Source organism: Niallia sp. FSL K6-0212 (assembly GCF_038007605.1).
Lineage (GTDB): Bacteria > Bacillota > Bacilli > Bacillales > Cytobacillaceae > Niallia > Niallia circulans.
The window spans coordinates 1,689,258-1,705,738 of sequence record NZ_JBBOXL010000001.1 but is presented as its reverse complement, the minus strand read 5'-3'; the positions used below and the strand labels follow the sequence as shown (position 1 = coordinate 1,705,738).

The window sequence follows — 16,481 nt, the reverse complement described above, 5'->3', positions numbered from 1 at the left end:
CAATAAAATGTCGCTAGGCTGCTTCTAAACTAAAAAGCAATGGATGCTTAATCTATTGCCCCCATTGCTTTTTAGAAAATATAAATTTTTTCATCCTAAATCTCAATAATAATTGGAAGAATCATCGGCTTTCTCTTTGTTTGATTAAATAAATACTGGCCAACTGATTTTTTAATATTTTGTTTCATTACATTCCATTTATGAATATTCTCTGATTGCAAGTCATTGACAGTCTTTTTGACCAAACGGTTTACTTCCTTCAGTAATTCATCAGAGTTACGGGCATAAACAAATCCCCTCGTAATCGTATCTGGGCCAGAAATAATCTTCCTGTCGCCCTTGCTGATGGTGATAATAACAACAAGCATCCCATCTTCCGATAACTGCTTTCGATCTCTTAACACAATATCGCCAACATCCCCAACACCCATCCCATCTACATATGTGTCTCCTGCTGGGACAAAGCGTGTTTGACGGGCTACTCCATTTTTGATATCGACAACTTCTCCATTTTTAATAATAAAAGTATTCTCTTTTTCCACTCCCACTGATTCTGCTAATATTCGATGATGGTAGAGCATACGAGATTCTCCATGAATGGGAATGAAGTAGGTTGGTTTCATTAAGGTTAACATTAGCTTTAAATCTTCTTGATAACCATGACCGGAAACGTGCATACCGGTTGTACTGCCAGAACCATAAATTACTTTTGCCCCAAGTTGAAATAAATTATCTATGATTTTAGAGACGTCTTTTTCATTTCCAGGGATTGGAGATGCTGCTAGAATCACGGTATCCCCCGGATATATTGTAACATCGCGAAAGTTCCCACTTGCTAAACGTGACAAAGCAGCCATTGGTTCTCCTTGACTACCTGTACAGAGAATGGCAACTTTTTCTACTGGCAGTTGATCTACTTGACTGACATCAATTAACATTCCCTCCGGCATATGAAGATAGCCACGTTCTATAGCAACGTTCACCACATTTACCATACTGCGGCCAAGCAATGCTAATTTACGATTCGTTTTTATAGCAGACTCTACTACTTGTTGTATTCTATTAACATTCGAAGCAAATGTCGAAATGAAAATTTTCCCATCTGCTTTCATAAAGGCTTCATCTAAATGAGAACCAACCATTTGTTCAGAAGGAGTTAACCCCTTTCGTTCTGCATTTGTGCTCTCTGATATTAATGCTAAAACTCCCTGCTGCCCGATTTCCGCCATTTTATGTATATCAGCATATTGGTTATTAGCCGGGGTTAAATCAAATTTAAAGTCACCTGTGTGAACAATATTTCCTTCTGGGGTGTGGAAAACAACTCCAAGACAATCTGGGATGCTGTGACTTACCTTAAAAAAGGAAACTTGCACTTCTCCAAACTCTAGCTTGGAGCTAGAATCAATAGTTATTAATTTTGTCTCTCCGTTTAGCTTATGCTCATTGATTTTAAGCTCTATTAAACCTAAGGTAAATCTTGTAGCATAAATAGGAATGCTTAATTTCCTTAGAATATAGGGGATTCCACCAATATGGTCTTCATGACCATGGGTAACGATTAAAGCTTTTATTTTATCTTGATTCTCCTCCAAATAGGTTATATCTGGAATTATTAAATCAATACCCAATAAGCTTTCATCAGGAAATTTCCCTCCACAATCAATAACAAAAATTTCATCCTGATATTGAACGACATACATATTTTTTCCGATTTCATTTATTCCGCCTAATGCAAAAAACGACAAAGCATTCTCATCTACTTTCATTATTCTCCTCCTTATCGCACTAAATATTGTTATTATTTCTTTTTTATTTAGCTTTCATGCAAAAAGAAGAGAAACACATCTATTGCTTAAGAAACTTTAAAGAAAAGGCTCCTGCCGAAAAAGAAAAAACCCCAATAAGGGGTCTTAATCCAAAATTCACTATTTTAAGTTTTTTATGCCAGTTTCTAATACTTCCATTTGCCATAACGTTTGTTCGTCTGTTATGGTCTTATCTTCCCCATTTATAATCGCTTTGTATAAATCATCATACACTCTTCCATAATCGCCGTTTACCGATTTCACTGTTTCTTCATGGATTGTCCCTTCATCATCAATGTAGGTTAATACTCCATAGTGTTTTATCGTATCTATCCCGAAATCTTTATTATCCGGCATGTAAAATAATTTTAAATGTTCCTCTTGACGATCTTTTGTTTCTTTCACAAAACATCCCTTTTTTCCATGAACGACAAAGCTTGGTCTTTCTTTCAATCTAAAATAACTAGACTTTACAGACACTTTCATCTTCCCATAATATAAATCTAAATCAAAATAATCATTCATTCTTCCTTGTCCTAATAATTGCCTTACATCATAATGAATATGATCAGGTTTGCCAAAATAGCTGATGACCTGATCAAGCGTATGGCAGCCATGTCCATATAAAAATGACTCCGCAGGATTAAAAGTCTCTGCAGATTCTGGCACTTCCGGACGGTAATAATCATAATGCATTTCCACTTCCAGCAAGTCCCCTAATTTGCCTTCTTCGATGACCTTCTGCACAGTCAGAAAATCACTGTCAAAACGTCTATTTTGATACGCCTGCACAATTAAATTCTTTTCTTTCGCCAATGCAAATATTTCTCTGGCCTGCTGGGCAGTTTCCATAAAAGGTTTTTCAACTAAACAGTGTTTATTATGTTCTAGTGCTAATTTAGTGTATTCAAAATGACTGTCATGTCTTGTGCAAATAACAATTAATTGAATGTCTTTATCATTTAATAATTCATTTAAATCAGATGTATAATTGACTCCTGCAATTCGATCCCAGCTTTCATGCTTTGGATTTCTTTGATAAATTGTTTTTACCTTGATATTCTCTCTTTGTAATACAAACGGCAGATGATATCTGTTTGTGCTTTTCCCATTTCCAATATAACCAATAGTAAGCATAGCAGCCTCCTAAAAATTTATTTATTATACTATTTATCCCATTTTTCTTTCTATTTGTCATGTGAAAAGCACCTCCTAAAAAAATCATACTAGGAGGTGCTTTTCTCTTTTATATTGTCTTACTTACATTAAGTGAATTAGGTGGAATACAATACCTACCACGAATAAGCCAAGAATCATAACGATTGGAGAAACTTTCTTTCTAAGCAGCCACATACAAAGAAGTGTTAACAATAATCCAGCTAAACCAGGAATTAAGCTATCTAAGTTACTTTGTAATGTTGTTACTTTTATTGGATCTAATGAAAGACCAGCAGCTTGCTGTTCCAAGGCGGTTTTAATCCCCTCTGCTCCAGCAGGTAATTTATCCCAATCAATATAAGCACCTTCATCAAGCTCTACTGACGATACTACAGGGGTAAATTTGACCGATACCCACCGGTTTACGAGTGCACCGAGGATAAACATCCCGAGAATCGATGCCCCTTTTGTAATGTTTTGCAGCAACCCACCAGATAAGTCATCCGTAATTTTTGAACCAGCTTTGTAGCCAACTTCTTGTGTATACCAAGTGAATCCCATGCGGATAAGGTTCCAAGCAAAGAAGTAAATAATTGGTCCAAGAATATTACCAGTTAAAGCAAGAGAAGCAGCCAAAGCACCAAGGATTGGCTTCACTGTAAACCAGAAAACTGGATCTCCAATACCAGCTAATGGTCCCATCATTCCGACTTTAACCCCTTGAATTGCTTTATCATCCACTGGTGCTCCATTGGCACGCTCTTCTTCAAGCGCTAATGTTACACCAAGAATAGGTGAAGCGACATAAGGATGTGTATTAAAGAACTCTAAGTGACGTTTTAGCGCTTCCGCACGATCTTCTTTTGATTTATATAATCTTTTTATTGCAGGAATCATGGCGAATGCCCAACCACCGTTTTGCATACGTTCATAGTTCCAAGAACCTTGAATAAACGTGGAACGCCACCAAACCGAAATACGATCTTTTTTTGATAATTTAAATGCTTTTTCCATTTTCTGTCCCCTCCTTCTTAGTAATTATCGATAATATCGCCTAGTGGATCACCAGTGTTCCCATTTCCGCCATTACCAGAGCCGCCTTTGTTAGAAAGCGCAAGATAGATAAGAGCAAGAGCCACACCGATAGCCCCAAGACCAATAAGTGTAATTTGTGAAACAGTCGCTAATACGAAACCAATCGCAAAGAATGGCCATACTTCTTTTGTAGCCATCATGTTAATAACCATTGCGTAACCAACAGCAACAACCATTCCCCCGCCGATTGCTAAACCGTTTGTCAACCAATCTGGCATAGCTGTAAGTAAGTCACTCACAGGACCTGCCCCAATAGCGATAATTAACGCAGCTGGTATAGCAATACGTAATCCTTGTAAGATGATCGCAAAAATATGCCATAGTTCAACTTTTTTAATGTTTCCTTCTTTCGCCGCCGCATCCATCAAATGCACCAATCCTGTTGCAATTGTACGAACGATGATAGTTAATAATAAACCAGCAACTGCAAGTGGAACTGCAATCGCAATGGCAGAGGATACACCGGCATCCCCTTGACCGCTTAAAACTAAAATAATGGCAGATGCAACTGATGCTAATGCAGCATCCGGTGCTACGGCAGCCCCAATGTTCGCCCAACCTAAAGCGATCATTTGAAGGGTACCACCTAAGATAAGACATGGTACTAATTCTCCTGTAACTAAGCCGATTAACGTACAGGCAATGATTGGTTGGTGAAAGTGGAATTCATCCAGGATTCCTTCAACACCAGCTAAAAACGCTACAATAATGACTAATAATATTTGAATCATATTCAAATCCATGTTTATTAATCCTCCTTTTTCTTTGATATTCGGATTATTTTCGTCTATTTAACTCTTCTTGTGCTTTCTTGATTATTTCATCCATATTACCTTTTGAATCATTCGGAACTTTACGTACATCGAAGCTTAAACCAGCTTCTTTTAACTTCGCAAATGCATCAATATCGTCTTGGTTAAAAGCTAACACCTTATTCGGTTGAACTTTACCAGGTGAGTGTGCCATAGAACCTACGTTGATTGTCTTCAATGGAACACCACCCTCAACTGCTCTAAGAGCATCCTGTGGATTTTCAAATAGTAGTAAAGCGCGTTGACCACCAAAGTGTTGATCATCTTTTGCAAGTTCGATCATTTTTTTCACTGGAACAACATGTGCTTTTACTCCTGGAGGAGCAGCTTGTTGGATTAATTTCTTACGAAGTTCATCCTTCGCTACTTCATCAGAGACAACAATAATACGGGTAGGCTGTGTCGTTTTTGTCCAAGCCGTTGCTACTTGCCCATGAAGTAAACGAGAATCAATACGTGCTAACACATATTCAAATTTTCCAGGAGCACCTGCACTTACTGGCTGAGCAGTCGTATTAGCAGCTGTTTCTGCTGGTTCTAAAGCTTCAGGTCTTACTTTAACTCCTTCTTTAGCTGTTCCTAAAATATGTGCGGCAATTTCATGTGCAGTGTTCATTGTAAAGCGTGATGCATAAGCTTCAATCAACATTGGTAAGTTCATACCAGCAACAATTGCCCATTTTTCATTATGTTCTTCAAACAAGCTATTGGCTTGGTTGAAAGGAGTTCCACCCCAAAGATCAACTAAGAATAGTACTTCGTCTTGGTTATCGAAAGAGGCGATTGCTTCTTGCATTTTTGCCTTTACATCTGCAGGTCCTTCGCTTGGCATCAATGTAACAGCTTTTACATTTTCTTGCTCTCCGAAGATCATTGCTCCAGATTGCAAGATACCACTGGCAAATTCACCGTGACTAGCAATGATAATTCCTACCATCTTTTTACCTCCCATTATTATTTTCACAGCTATCAAGCTGCATTTTTCCAACTCATCTAAAGCGATTACATATAAGCGATTACAGTGTTTGATAAAAATAAAAAAGGCATGAGTAAAAAGTCGATTTAAATGAATTTATAGGTATAGAATGCCCCTATTCTCTTCATTCAATCATACTTTTTTACTCATGCCTGATCGAATCAGTAACACGTAAAATAATGACGATAGTTATTCAATTTATTCTGTAAACGCTTTAAACGGAGTAATTAATATCCTTCTGCTTCACTTTAGTAAGCTTGCAAAAAAATTATAGCACACTGGATTTTCTCTTTCAATAGGGAAATTTATTTTTTTGATTCCGCTATCATTTTCTTAAAACCTCTCTCAAAAACAATGCTGAGATTCCTAATTGCAATATATTTTTTTCCTCTATCCTTTCTACTGCGGATCTGTTATTTTTTCGACTTACCCGTTAATCCGCGTTTAATAACATCAAAGAAACTCAACGATTGAACCATACGCTTCGGATCAACATACTCACGAATTGCTCGTAAAACTTTTTTCGGGTCTTTAGAAGAAAATGTATACGTCCCATTTCGTTTCGTTTGGATAGAATAACGCGGGATCCATTTCCCCTTGAACATGATGGAAGCAATTACATAATCTACCTCTTCCCAAGGAATCTGGATAAACTTGCGAGCATCACGGCTATTAAAGAATTCAAAGCCCTTGTCCCCAATCATAATCTTCCCATATTCTGAGATTCCTGTGTGTGAAGTTGCATTCATAACTAAATCGACTTTTGTATTAATTGATTGGACCATTTGTTTACTCCATTTCTATCTTTTAATACTAATAATTATACGTGTTTTTTTGCTTTAAGCAAATACTCTGGGAGAGTTCACATTAACTTAAGAATTTAGATTATGCAATTAAGAAGCTATTGTATTCAGCGGTATCTTTAGAATTACTAGCAAATAGTTTTGATGATGTTGATCAAATATTGGAAGTGGAATGCTCCAATCTATATGTTCACGGATAATTATTATTTCCGAACGTATTTAAAAAAAGTTTGAAATCATGCGTGCCGATTTTACAACATCGACACGCATGGAGAGTATTTTTAGGGCTGTCTATTTGACCATAATAGGACTAAAATTGGTTTCGCTTTTTTCTTTTGATCAGGAAATGAGGAATTAATATCAGCTACGATATGCATAAAATACAAATCATAACCAAATCGCTATCTTGTTTATTTTTCAGCCTTCCTCAATCGGTGATGATCCATTAGATGGTGCTCCTAAATGTCTCTACAATATGCTCTACTGTAAATCCATATTCCTCCATTAATCTATTTGCTGGAGCGGATGCACCAAAATGATCAATGGTAATCATTCTTCCATTATGTCCAATATATTCTCTCCAACCTAAACTAGAGCCTAATTCGATTGCCACACGTGCAGTTATATGACTAGGAATCACCCTTTCCTTATAATCTGCTGGTTGTTGTTCAAAAAGATCCCAGCTTGGCATACTTATAACAGAAACATATATGCCTTCCTTTTCTAACACTTCTTGTGCATCAAGAGCAAGGGTTACTTCTGAACCCGTAGCAAGTAACAGACCAACTACTTTTCCTTTTGCTTGTGATACAACATAAGCGCCTCTTTTTACCCCTTCATACACTTGTTCTTGATCAGCCTTAAGAGTTGGAAGATCTTGGCGAGTTAACACTAAAGCAGTCGGATGGTCTTGACTTTCAAGTGCTAAGCGCCATGCTGCCGCCGTCTCCTTCGCCTCTGCTGGCCTAATGACTGAAATACCAGGCATTGCCCTTAATGCCGCAAGATGCTCGATTGGCTGGTGTGTCGGCCCATCTTCCCCGACTGCAATACTGTCATGTGTAAATACATAAGTAACTGGTAACTTCATCAGTGCGGCTAAGCGAATCGCTGGGCGTAAGTAATCAGAGAAAACAAAAAAGGTTGCTCCAAATACTTTCACTCCACCGTGAAGAGCCATCCCGTTTAATGCGGCACCCATTGCAAATTCACGAACACCAAACCAAATATTGCGTGCTTCATAACCATCTAACGCAAAGTTCTTTTCCGATGAAATCAAAGTTTTATTAGATCCTGCAAGATCAGCTGAACCACCGATCATTTGTGGAATGGCATTTGCTGCTGCATTTAATACTCTTCCTGAAGATTCCCTCGTTGCTATTTTTAATCCTGATTCAAATATAGGCAGATCCTTTCGCCAGTTTATAGGAAGTTCGCCTTTTACAGCACTCTCAAATTGCGCTGCAAGTTCAGGATAGGTTGCTTTGTACTCCTCAAATTGTTCATTCCACTCTTGCTCTATGGCTTTTCCTTTTTCTCTGATACTCGCAAAATGCTTTTCTACTTCTTCTGGTACAAAAAATGGTTCTTTTGCTTCCCACTGATAAGCCGCTCTCGTTAATTCAATTTCTTCTTTCCCAAGAGGTGCACCATGACTCGCCGAGGAACCAGACTTATTAGGTGAACCAAAACCAATTGTTGTTTTAACCTCAATTAAAGTAGGTCGTTCTAAATCTGTCTTTGCTTCTTTCACTGCCTTTTGGATAGCTTCAATATCATTACCATCTTCTACGCGCAGGACTTGCCATCCATATGCTTTAAATCGATCTGCTACACTTTCAGAAAAAGATAGATTGAGATTCCCGTCTAGTGAAATATCGTTAGAATCATATAGCACAACTAAACGACCTAGCTTTAAGTGCCCTGCTAGGGAAGCTGCTTCCGCAGATACCCCTTCCATTAAATCCCCATCGCCACAAAGACTATAAGTAAAATGATTTATTATATGGAAATTCTCCTTATTATACCTTTCAGCTAGATGACTTTCTGCCATTGCCATACCAACCGCCATCACGATACCTTGACCAAGCGGGCCTGTTGTCGCTTCTACTCCTTCTGTATGTCCATATTCAGGATGTCCAGGTGTTTTGCTTCCCCATTGACGGAAATTCTTTAAATCCTCAATCGTCAGCCCATATCCGAATAGATGAAGCATACTGTATAGCAGGGCTGAACCGTGACCAGCCGACAGGATAAAACGATCACGATTCAGCCATTTAGGATTAGCAGGATTTATATTCATTTCTTTTGCCCATAACGTATAAGCCATTGGAGCAGCCCCCATTGCAATTCCTGGGTGACCAGAGTTCGCTTGTTCAATTGCGTCAATGGATAATAATCTAATAGTGTTAATAGCTAATTGGTCAATCAATTGGTTTGTAGTCAATTTAATAAAGCTCCTTTATTTTTTAAATTGTTTGTTTTTCTGAATATCTATTATTTAAAAGGATTTTACAATGAATAAAGAGGCGGGTTTCCTTCCCCCACCCCTTTAAAAAATTAGGATTCTACTTCTTTCCCAGTCATGTCCTTGTAATCTTGACACATAATTTCCCATGACTTTTCAATATCTTCATTTACTCCAAATAAGCCACTGCGGCCGACGATATAAATGTCAGGACCAGCTTCATCAATTCTCTTAAATGTTTTTCGACTAGAGGAACCATCCATTTCAATAACATATTGATATCCCTTTTTGTCTCGTAATTCTCTTAATGCTACAATTTTATCTAATGTGCTTTCGATAAAACGCTGCCCGGCAAACCCTGGATCCACTGTCATAATGGTTATTTTATCTACTAATTCAATATATGGAAAAATTGTTTCAATAGGCGTTTCTGGATTCAGTACTACTCCAGCTTTTAACCCAGCATCATGTATTTGATCAAATAAACGAAAAGCTAAACCATCAAGTACTTCCGCATGCATGCAAATCCATTCACACTTTAAATCAACCAATTGTTGAACCCAGAAACTTGGATTTGTAACCATAAGATGGGCAGACATAGGTAAATCACTTATCTTCCGTACTTCCTCGATAAACCAAGGGGATAAAGTAATATTCGGCACATAATGCCCATCCATAATATCAATATGATAAGAATCTACATGCTGATTTAAAAATGTGATTTGTTCTTTAAATTTATCTAAATCCATAGTCATTAAGGATGGTGAAAATCCTACTTTTTTCATCATTTGCTCAACCTCCACAAACCTGCTATTTTCTTTAAATTAATGCTCTTTTTTTAAACCAAACTTATTAACTAATAAAACTTAGCTTTACTGGTATATCAGTTAATGGTCCGTGCATTTAGTTAAAGAATTTGTATATCATCTAAATCAATATCTTCCTCTTCCACTTCTACTTGTTCGTCTTCTTTTACGTTTTTCTTAATTAAGGCAAGCGCTAATCCTGTAACGACTACATTCACTAGAATAGCTGCAACACCCGCCCAAGGATTGGACATAGTTGGTAACATAAATACGCCGCCAAATGGTACTGTTGCATCTGCTCCTAACACCATTGTTACTGCTCCGCCAGCTGCTCCTCCAATGGCTACAGCTGTTACAGTACGAACGATATCATTCATAACAATTGGGATTACCCCTTCAACGATATTAACAACACCCATTGGCACCGCTGACTTTAATGTCTCTACTTCTGATCGAGTATAAATATTTTTCTTAAAGACTTTTGCAATAAAGTAAGCTAATCCAAATCCAATTGGAGTTGCTGTATTTACTAATTGTAAAGCTGTGATCGGCCCATTAATTCCTTCTGCCTGCATGGTTAATACGAAGGCAAACACAGTCTTGTTAATTGGACCGCCAAAGTCAATTCCGCTCAATAGACCAACAATTCCGCCGAATACTAATAAAGAGGAGGTTCCTAAACTGTTTAATGCATCTGTTAATAAGGATGTAAAGGCAGCAATCGGGATACCGATAATGTATACCATGATTAATCCACCAATAATGGATGTGAAGAATGGAACAATTAGGGTTGGCATTAACCCTTTAGCCCAGCTAGGAACTTTAAAATGTTTTATAATTGCTATAGCAAGATAACCTGATAAAAATCCTCCCAAAATACCACCAATAAATCCAGCACCAATCGCGTTAGCAGTTAAACCAATAATGAATCCTGGAGCTATTCCTGGTTTACCAGCAATGGAATAAGAAATCCCTGTTGCAATAACGGCAGGTAATAACCCTAAACCTGCTCCACCCATTGTTGCTAATGCATCCCATATGTTAAATTCCCCTTGTACTAAGGTACCTTGACTAGTCCCGCCAAAAGCCATACCAATTGCGATTAAGAAACCTGCTCCACAAACAATTGGAATCAAAAATGAAATTGCTGTTAATAAATGGCCTTTTAAATTTAATTTTTTTACTCCACTCATTATTAACCCTCCTTTTAATTAAAGACCTCTCTCCATAAATTTCTTAGCTACATAAAGCTTCTTTCACATCTTCCGCATTTTTGGATTGCAGCATCTTCTTAATGACTTCATCATTTCCTAGTTTTCTAGCAAATAATGATAATAATTTCAGATGACTTTGTGCTCCGTCATCGTTTCCAACAGCAAACAGAATGATTCCTTTTACACCCTTTCCATCGAGGCTCTCCCAAGCAATTTCCTCTTGCGTTATACCAATGGCTACCCCTATTTTTTCAACAGAATCGCTTTTACCATGAGGAATAGCAATATAATTGCCTATCCCAGTCTGTCCGATTGCTTCTCTCGCATAAATATCCTTTGTGAACTCTTCGATATCTTTAATGTACTTGTTTTCAAGTAACACCTCAGCTAATTCCTGAATAGCTTCTTCTTTACTTTTAGCGCTCATGTTGGTTTTGATTGTATTTATATCTACAATGTTGTTTACTTCCATCATTCTCTCTCCTTTTACGATTATTTCTTTTGACTTACAACCTCTGCTGCTTTTTCAATTAGTTTATTTGGTGATTTAACAGCTATCTCTGTGGTGACTTGGATAATTCGCTTTCCGTCAAACCGTTCTCTTCCTGCGATTTTGACATCTGTAGCCAAAATTACGATGTCTGCTTCAGCTATTTGCTGTTGCGATAATTCATTCTCTATTCCAATCGTTCCTTGTGTTTCAATATGAATTTCATGACCTGCCTTCTTTCCAGCATTCTCTAATTTTTCCTGTGCGATATACGTATGGGCAATCCCAACTGTGCAAGCTGCAACTCCAACTATTTTCATGATTATTCCTCCTAATATCCTATAATTTCTTCGCTGAATTCTTCTTCTTCATGACTTTTCAATAAGCGGTTTAGATACTCTTCATCTGCAAAAGATCGGATAAATGAAGAGATGCGTTTCTTTATATTAACGCTTTCATTTTTCTTTAATAAAATAATAATCACTAGACAGATGTCTTTTGACTGATCCCATGTTATGATTGGATTTACTAAACGGATAAATAGAATTTGACTTTTCTTGAGTTGATCACTTTCAATATGTGGCAGCATTACATGCTCTGCGATTAACGTACTGCCTATTTTATCTCTCTCATTTAATTGATGGATCACTTCCTCTTTTGATATAGGATTATCTTGTGAAACAATCTTAGAAATAAAAGAGTAGACTTCTTCTTTTGTTTTTAACTCACAATTAAAATAAACTTGATAGATTGAATTAATATCCATGGTAAATTTCCTCTATTTTCCCCTGAAGTCTCTTCTGATCATCCATTGTAAACATTGCACTAACTAATAAATAAGGAATAGCTACTTCTTCCTTCATATGAACTGTACTTAAAATCAATTCAGCATCTGAGTACTTCTCTTTTAATATCTGTGTATTTCGTGATGCCACTACATCCACTATTTCTAACTCGGGGAATTTCTTGGAAACCTTTGCTCTTAGAAGTTCTGAAGTTCCAATCCCCGTTGTACACATGATTAATGTTTTGATTGGATGCTGATATTGTCTCGTTTCCAGCGCCTTTGCAAAATAGAGGGTGATAAAACCATTTTCATCATCATTTATCGCTGGTAAGTTGAATTTTTCACTAATCGATCCAGAAACCTTCCTTACCCCCATAAATACTTCTTCATACGTCAACTTAATCTGACTTAACAAATTATTTTTAACCCGAATCTTGTGCTCCAATCGATTCAGCATTGGTTTAATATGATTGGCTAAATCGACAAATATAGACTGACACTGGCTGTCTATATCCATTCCTAAGCTGGTGCTCATTCCTTCAATATAGGCCTTCGTTACTCTAATCACTTCTGATGAAAAAGTAGCAGTAATAGCATGCGATCCCTGCATTCTTGATGACACTAGATATTGATAAAGAAAATACACTTCCATATCTGGCAAAGGACTGTTCAAATATTTCTCGATATTCTGCACAATCATCTTAGCAAGCGGATACAAAATATCTCGCTGCATGTTTTCCATTTCTTTAGAAGAAATCTCATCAGTAAATAACCTGATAGGAACTTTCCTTGATCGGCTCAAAAGTATATATAAATGAGAAAAAATATTCACATTATATGGATAAGGAATCGTTATGTTTAAATCCTCTTCCATCTTTCTCAATTGCTCCAATATAAATAAGACATCGTATTGATTAAAATTCAATTTCGGATTCCGCTTTAAATCATCAATATCAATAATATGAAAGATCTCAATAATATCTTTAATTGCCTTCCTAATATTCACTTCATCCCCAAGAATGGCTAAAGTTCTATTTTTTCGCTCTAAAACTAAATTGTATTTTTTTAGCTCTTCACTCATTATTTGTTCATCATTAAAAGCAACAGAGTCTCCTACATAATAGTCACTAAATAAATGATAAACATTTATAGGTTTCGGCGAAGACAATAATAGTTGTTCCATTATTCGTTTACGTCTCTCTTGAGGAGAAAACTGCATTTTCTTGTCTTTATAATTGCTTTTTTGTGCATGAATAAATTTTTCGTAATCTAGTTTATATCCTCTCCCTCTTTCAGATATGATTAAAGGGCCATCCTCGTACTCGTCATTAATTTTATTTACTAAACGATAGACTGTTTTTTGAGAAACATTTAGTACTTCAAGGAGTTCCTTCGAAGTAACATATCCTTGAGTCTTTGAAAGAAACAGTAACAGATCTTGTTCATAATTACTTTTAGAACTCATCTCCTTGCCTCCTTGCTATTATATTAACCTATACAATAACATACGCTTCGCTGGAAAATGACCGTTGCAACGGTCATTTTTTCATAGAATCTTTAGGTGATTTCTTTCCATCGTCAGACTGACAAAGCATTATGCATAAATGGTTTATGGTGGACAAAGCCCATCTACACCTGTAGTGTGTTTATTCATGTTATAAAAAGAAACAGAGACGCCTAATAAGTTCAGCGAACTTATTAGGCGTCTTTTTTTTAAACATTGATACCGTCATATCCTTTCTACAGGAAGATTCCTTTTTAGTAGCTTATATTTCTTAAGATCACCAAAAATACAAAAATAAAATAAACCCTGCCATTTGGCAAGATTTTATTTATACTAATTCTTTTAAATTATGATTGTAAATCCTGCGAATTTTTTCTATTTGGTTGATATAGGGTTTTCATCTTCTTCCATGTCCGCACAACTTTGATTAATAGCAAATTCTGTTCCTTTCATTATATAATACCATTCCTAAAATTGGTCCTCCAGATGCACCTATTCCAGTCCATATTACATACGCTGTTCCCATTGGATTTCCATTACATAGGCAAGTAAAATAAAACGTAAGCCAAACCCTGAGCTAAATAAACCAACTATAGTCTAGAAGTTCTCGTCAACATACTTCTTTATTGATCATCTCTTACTCTCCTTTCTGCGGATAAGTTTTGTACTGTTCATTTAAGTTGATTTTTGTATAAAATTTACTTTCTATTAAAATAATTACAACTTATAATGTATTTAAAACTATACTAAGGAGAAAGAAATGAATTATGAAAACATCTACCCCATGCCCTAACTGTAATAAATCTCTTACAATCGAACATTTTGAAGATTTTCCATCACCATTTAATATGAAATGCCCGCATTGTAAGGCCAAGTTAAAAGAAACGAAGATGACACCAATATTAATTTTAGTAGCAATAATCATAATTCCTCTCTTTATTTTACTTGGTGTCACTGTCAAAAACTTTTTAACTAACTTCTTTCCTGTTGTGGAAAAAATCCCCACAGCAATAATTTTCCTAGCATTTTGCTATCCCGTTTATGCTTTATATGAAGCTTTCAATGCTGTTATTATCTTTAAAGGGAATCTCCAATTAAAAAAGCGTCAGTAATAATAGAAGCGTGAATTCTCTCACGCTTTTTGATTAAATTAGAGCTTTTCTTTTCCGATCGCACAGCTATTATCTACTTTCTTTACGTTTAACTATTAGCTTTCGTCCATCACATATTTCCGTATCTAATTCTTGTTAATTTCATGAAAACGATGTCTTCATTTTCTATATCAAACAAAAACACCATACTCCCACGACATCGTCTAAAACCTTAGCCAACTATACTCCTCCTTGCTTCACTTTAGTTATCTGTTTTCACTTCATGTCGAATCTTTTAGTTTTTTGTGGAATTCTATTCCTTAATAATTCCAGTATTTGATATACCATAAATATACTTATTACGTTTGAAAGGCGGTGAATTCATGAAAAAAAATCTCTTGAAAATTACAATGGTTTTTGGATTAATTTTCTCTGTGTCATCACCAGTATTTGGTTCAGATGTGAAACCAATGATTTCTGACTGTGGTGGTTCAGAACATCCAGTTCCGTGCTGGGCTTATTAAATTTTGTACAGTAATACATTGGAACCTTTATTGATTTACTTTTATGAAACAATTATGCCTTTCCTTCTCTCCCTCCCGAAGGATTAAAAATGATGATATTCCTTGATACAGCCAAAAGCTCGAATATCCAAATGACTATGTAATTTTCTTAATTCTTGCCTATACCTAGATTGCGGGCTGAAGGATTATAAGCCTTTAAGTGGAAAGGTATTGACTTTGGAGAACATACCATTAACGCCAGCTATCCACAAACGATTAACCCCTCATTCATTAAGACATACACACTTTTCTTTTAGCAGAAGCAGGAAATGAATTACTTCAAATCATGGACCGGTAGGAACATACACATTACTAATGACAGAAAAAAAGAAGCCTCTCAAAAGCTTGGTGAACTGATGAGAAGCCTATAAAGTGATGGAGTTTTTCCATCACTTTTTATTCCTTATAAATGTTCTATTCTTTAATGAAATACTATTTTAGCATGTCAAAAATCCAGTTACACAACTGTTGAGATGTTAAAAGCTCTATAAATATAGTGGTCAAGGTGCTACCAATTCAACCTTAATTCTATCCGGATCTTCAAAATAAACCGCGTAATGTTTTTCCCCTCCTGCATAGGGATGTTTGTCGGTATAAAGGATCTTAACACCCTTTCGTTCTAACTTTCTTGTCATATCGTCTATTTGTTGACGAGAACTTGCGTGGAATGCCAAATGGTTTAGTCCTACCCGACATCTATGGTAAGGTATGTCCATAAACCGTTCTTCTGCTTGTACGAAAACAATATATGTCTCTCCAATTTTCCAGCTATGTCCACTTTCCCACGACTGAAAAGACTCATATCCTAATTCCTCTAAAAACCACCCCCAAAAAGCGATTGAACTTTTCAAATTTGAAACATATATTTCAATATGGTGAATAAGACCTTTTGACAATGGATGCCCTC

Annotated in this window: 16 protein-coding genes and 1 pseudogene; 2 read left to right on the top strand and 15 right to left on the bottom strand. The window is 36.4% G+C overall.

Annotation, left to right across the window (positions count from 1 at the left end; translation table 11 throughout):
• Window positions 1–95: 95 nt before the first annotated feature.
• The 14 genes and pseudogenes from MHH96_RS08090 to MHH96_RS08025 all read right to left on the bottom strand — a co-directional run.
• On the bottom strand, window positions 96–1,769 hold the full coding sequence (locus tag MHH96_RS08090) for a ribonuclease J (RefSeq protein WP_047943346.1): 1,674 nt from the start codon (window positions 1,767–1,769) through the stop codon (window positions 96–98).
• Window positions 1,770–1,928: 159 nt separating this feature from the next.
• Window positions 1,929–2,945 carry an oxidoreductase gene (locus MHH96_RS08085; protein WP_047943345.1) on the bottom strand — a complete coding sequence of 339 codons (1,017 nt, stop codon included), beginning with the start codon at window positions 2,943–2,945 and terminating at the stop codon, window positions 1,929–1,931.
• Between the two features lie 123 nt (window positions 2,946–3,068).
• Window positions 3,069–3,980 (bottom strand): PTS system mannose/fructose/sorbose family transporter subunit IID, encoded by a 912-nt coding sequence (locus tag MHH96_RS08080; RefSeq protein WP_047943344.1) that lies wholly within the window; start codon window positions 3,978–3,980, stop codon window positions 3,069–3,071.
• Window positions 3,981–3,997: 17 nt separating this feature from the next.
• Window positions 3,998–4,804, bottom strand: coding sequence for a PTS mannose/fructose/sorbose transporter subunit IIC (locus tag MHH96_RS08075; protein ID WP_047943343.1), 807 nt, complete (start codon window positions 4,802–4,804; stop codon window positions 3,998–4,000).
• 34 nt (window positions 4,805–4,838) lie between these two features.
• Entirely contained in the window at window positions 4,839–5,810 is a 972-nt protein-coding gene (locus MHH96_RS08070) for a mannose/fructose/sorbose PTS transporter subunit IIA (protein ID WP_047943342.1), read from the bottom strand.
• Window positions 5,811–6,262: 452 nt separating this feature from the next.
• Window positions 6,263–6,634, bottom strand: a complete 372-nt coding sequence (locus MHH96_RS08065) for a DUF956 family protein (protein WP_047943341.1) — start codon at window positions 6,632–6,634, stop codon at window positions 6,263–6,265.
• A 463-nt stretch (window positions 6,635–7,097) separates the two neighbouring features.
• Window positions 7,098–9,098, bottom strand: a complete 2,001-nt coding sequence (gene tkt / locus MHH96_RS08060; RefSeq protein WP_321198345.1) for a transketolase — start codon at window positions 9,096–9,098, stop codon at window positions 7,098–7,100.
• Window positions 9,099–9,211: 113 nt separating this feature from the next.
• Window positions 9,212–9,904 carry a D-allulose 6-phosphate 3-epimerase gene (gene alsE / locus MHH96_RS08055; RefSeq protein WP_144546470.1) on the bottom strand — a complete coding sequence of 231 codons (693 nt, stop codon included), beginning with the start codon at window positions 9,902–9,904 and terminating at the stop codon, window positions 9,212–9,214.
• Window positions 9,905–10,026: 122 nt separating this feature from the next.
• On the bottom strand, window positions 10,027–11,118 hold the full coding sequence (locus MHH96_RS08050) for a PTS fructose transporter subunit IIC (RefSeq protein ID WP_047943339.1): 1,092 nt from the start codon (window positions 11,116–11,118) through the stop codon (window positions 10,027–10,029).
• A 43-nt stretch (window positions 11,119–11,161) separates the two neighbouring features.
• Window positions 11,162–11,614 (bottom strand): PTS sugar transporter subunit IIA, encoded by a 453-nt coding sequence (locus MHH96_RS08045; protein ID WP_235850147.1) that lies wholly within the window; start codon window positions 11,612–11,614, stop codon window positions 11,162–11,164.
• A 17-nt stretch (window positions 11,615–11,631) separates the two neighbouring features.
• On the bottom strand, window positions 11,632–11,949 hold the full coding sequence (locus tag MHH96_RS08040) for a PTS fructose transporter subunit IIB (RefSeq protein WP_047943337.1): 318 nt from the start codon (window positions 11,947–11,949) through the stop codon (window positions 11,632–11,634).
• Window positions 11,950–11,960: 11 nt separating this feature from the next.
• Window positions 11,961–12,395 carry a PTS sugar transporter subunit IIA gene (locus MHH96_RS08035; RefSeq protein ID WP_047943336.1) on the bottom strand — a complete coding sequence of 145 codons (435 nt, stop codon included), beginning with the start codon at window positions 12,393–12,395 and terminating at the stop codon, window positions 11,961–11,963.
• Window positions 12,385–13,881, bottom strand: a complete 1,497-nt coding sequence (locus tag MHH96_RS08030) for a PRD domain-containing protein (protein ID WP_144546399.1) — start codon at window positions 13,879–13,881, stop codon at window positions 12,385–12,387. Before MHH96_RS08030 ends, MHH96_RS08035 begins: the two co-directional genes overlap by 11 nt.
• Before the next feature lie 487 nt (window positions 13,882–14,368).
• Window positions 14,369–14,505, bottom strand: a pseudogene (locus tag MHH96_RS08025) (SMR family transporter); the annotation flags it as partial.
• A 182-nt stretch (window positions 14,506–14,687) separates the two neighbouring features.
• Here MHH96_RS08025 and MHH96_RS08020 point away from each other — a divergent pair.
• Together MHH96_RS08020 and MHH96_RS08015 are read left to right on the top strand one after the other, a co-directional pair.
• On the top strand, window positions 14,688–15,032 hold the full coding sequence (locus tag MHH96_RS08020) for a hypothetical protein (RefSeq protein WP_061801106.1): 345 nt from the start codon (window positions 14,688–14,690) through the stop codon (window positions 15,030–15,032).
• Window positions 15,033–15,394: 362 nt separating this feature from the next.
• Window positions 15,395–15,535 (top strand): hypothetical protein, encoded by a 141-nt coding sequence (locus MHH96_RS08015; protein ID WP_156485486.1) that lies wholly within the window; start codon window positions 15,395–15,397, stop codon window positions 15,533–15,535.
• A gap of 539 nt (window positions 15,536–16,074) precedes the next feature.
• Here the strand turns inward: MHH96_RS08015 and MHH96_RS08010 are convergent.
• Entirely contained in the window at window positions 16,075–16,470 is a 396-nt protein-coding gene (locus MHH96_RS08010; protein ID WP_047943333.1) for a VOC family protein, read from the bottom strand.
• Window positions 16,471–16,481 lie beyond the last annotated feature (11 nt).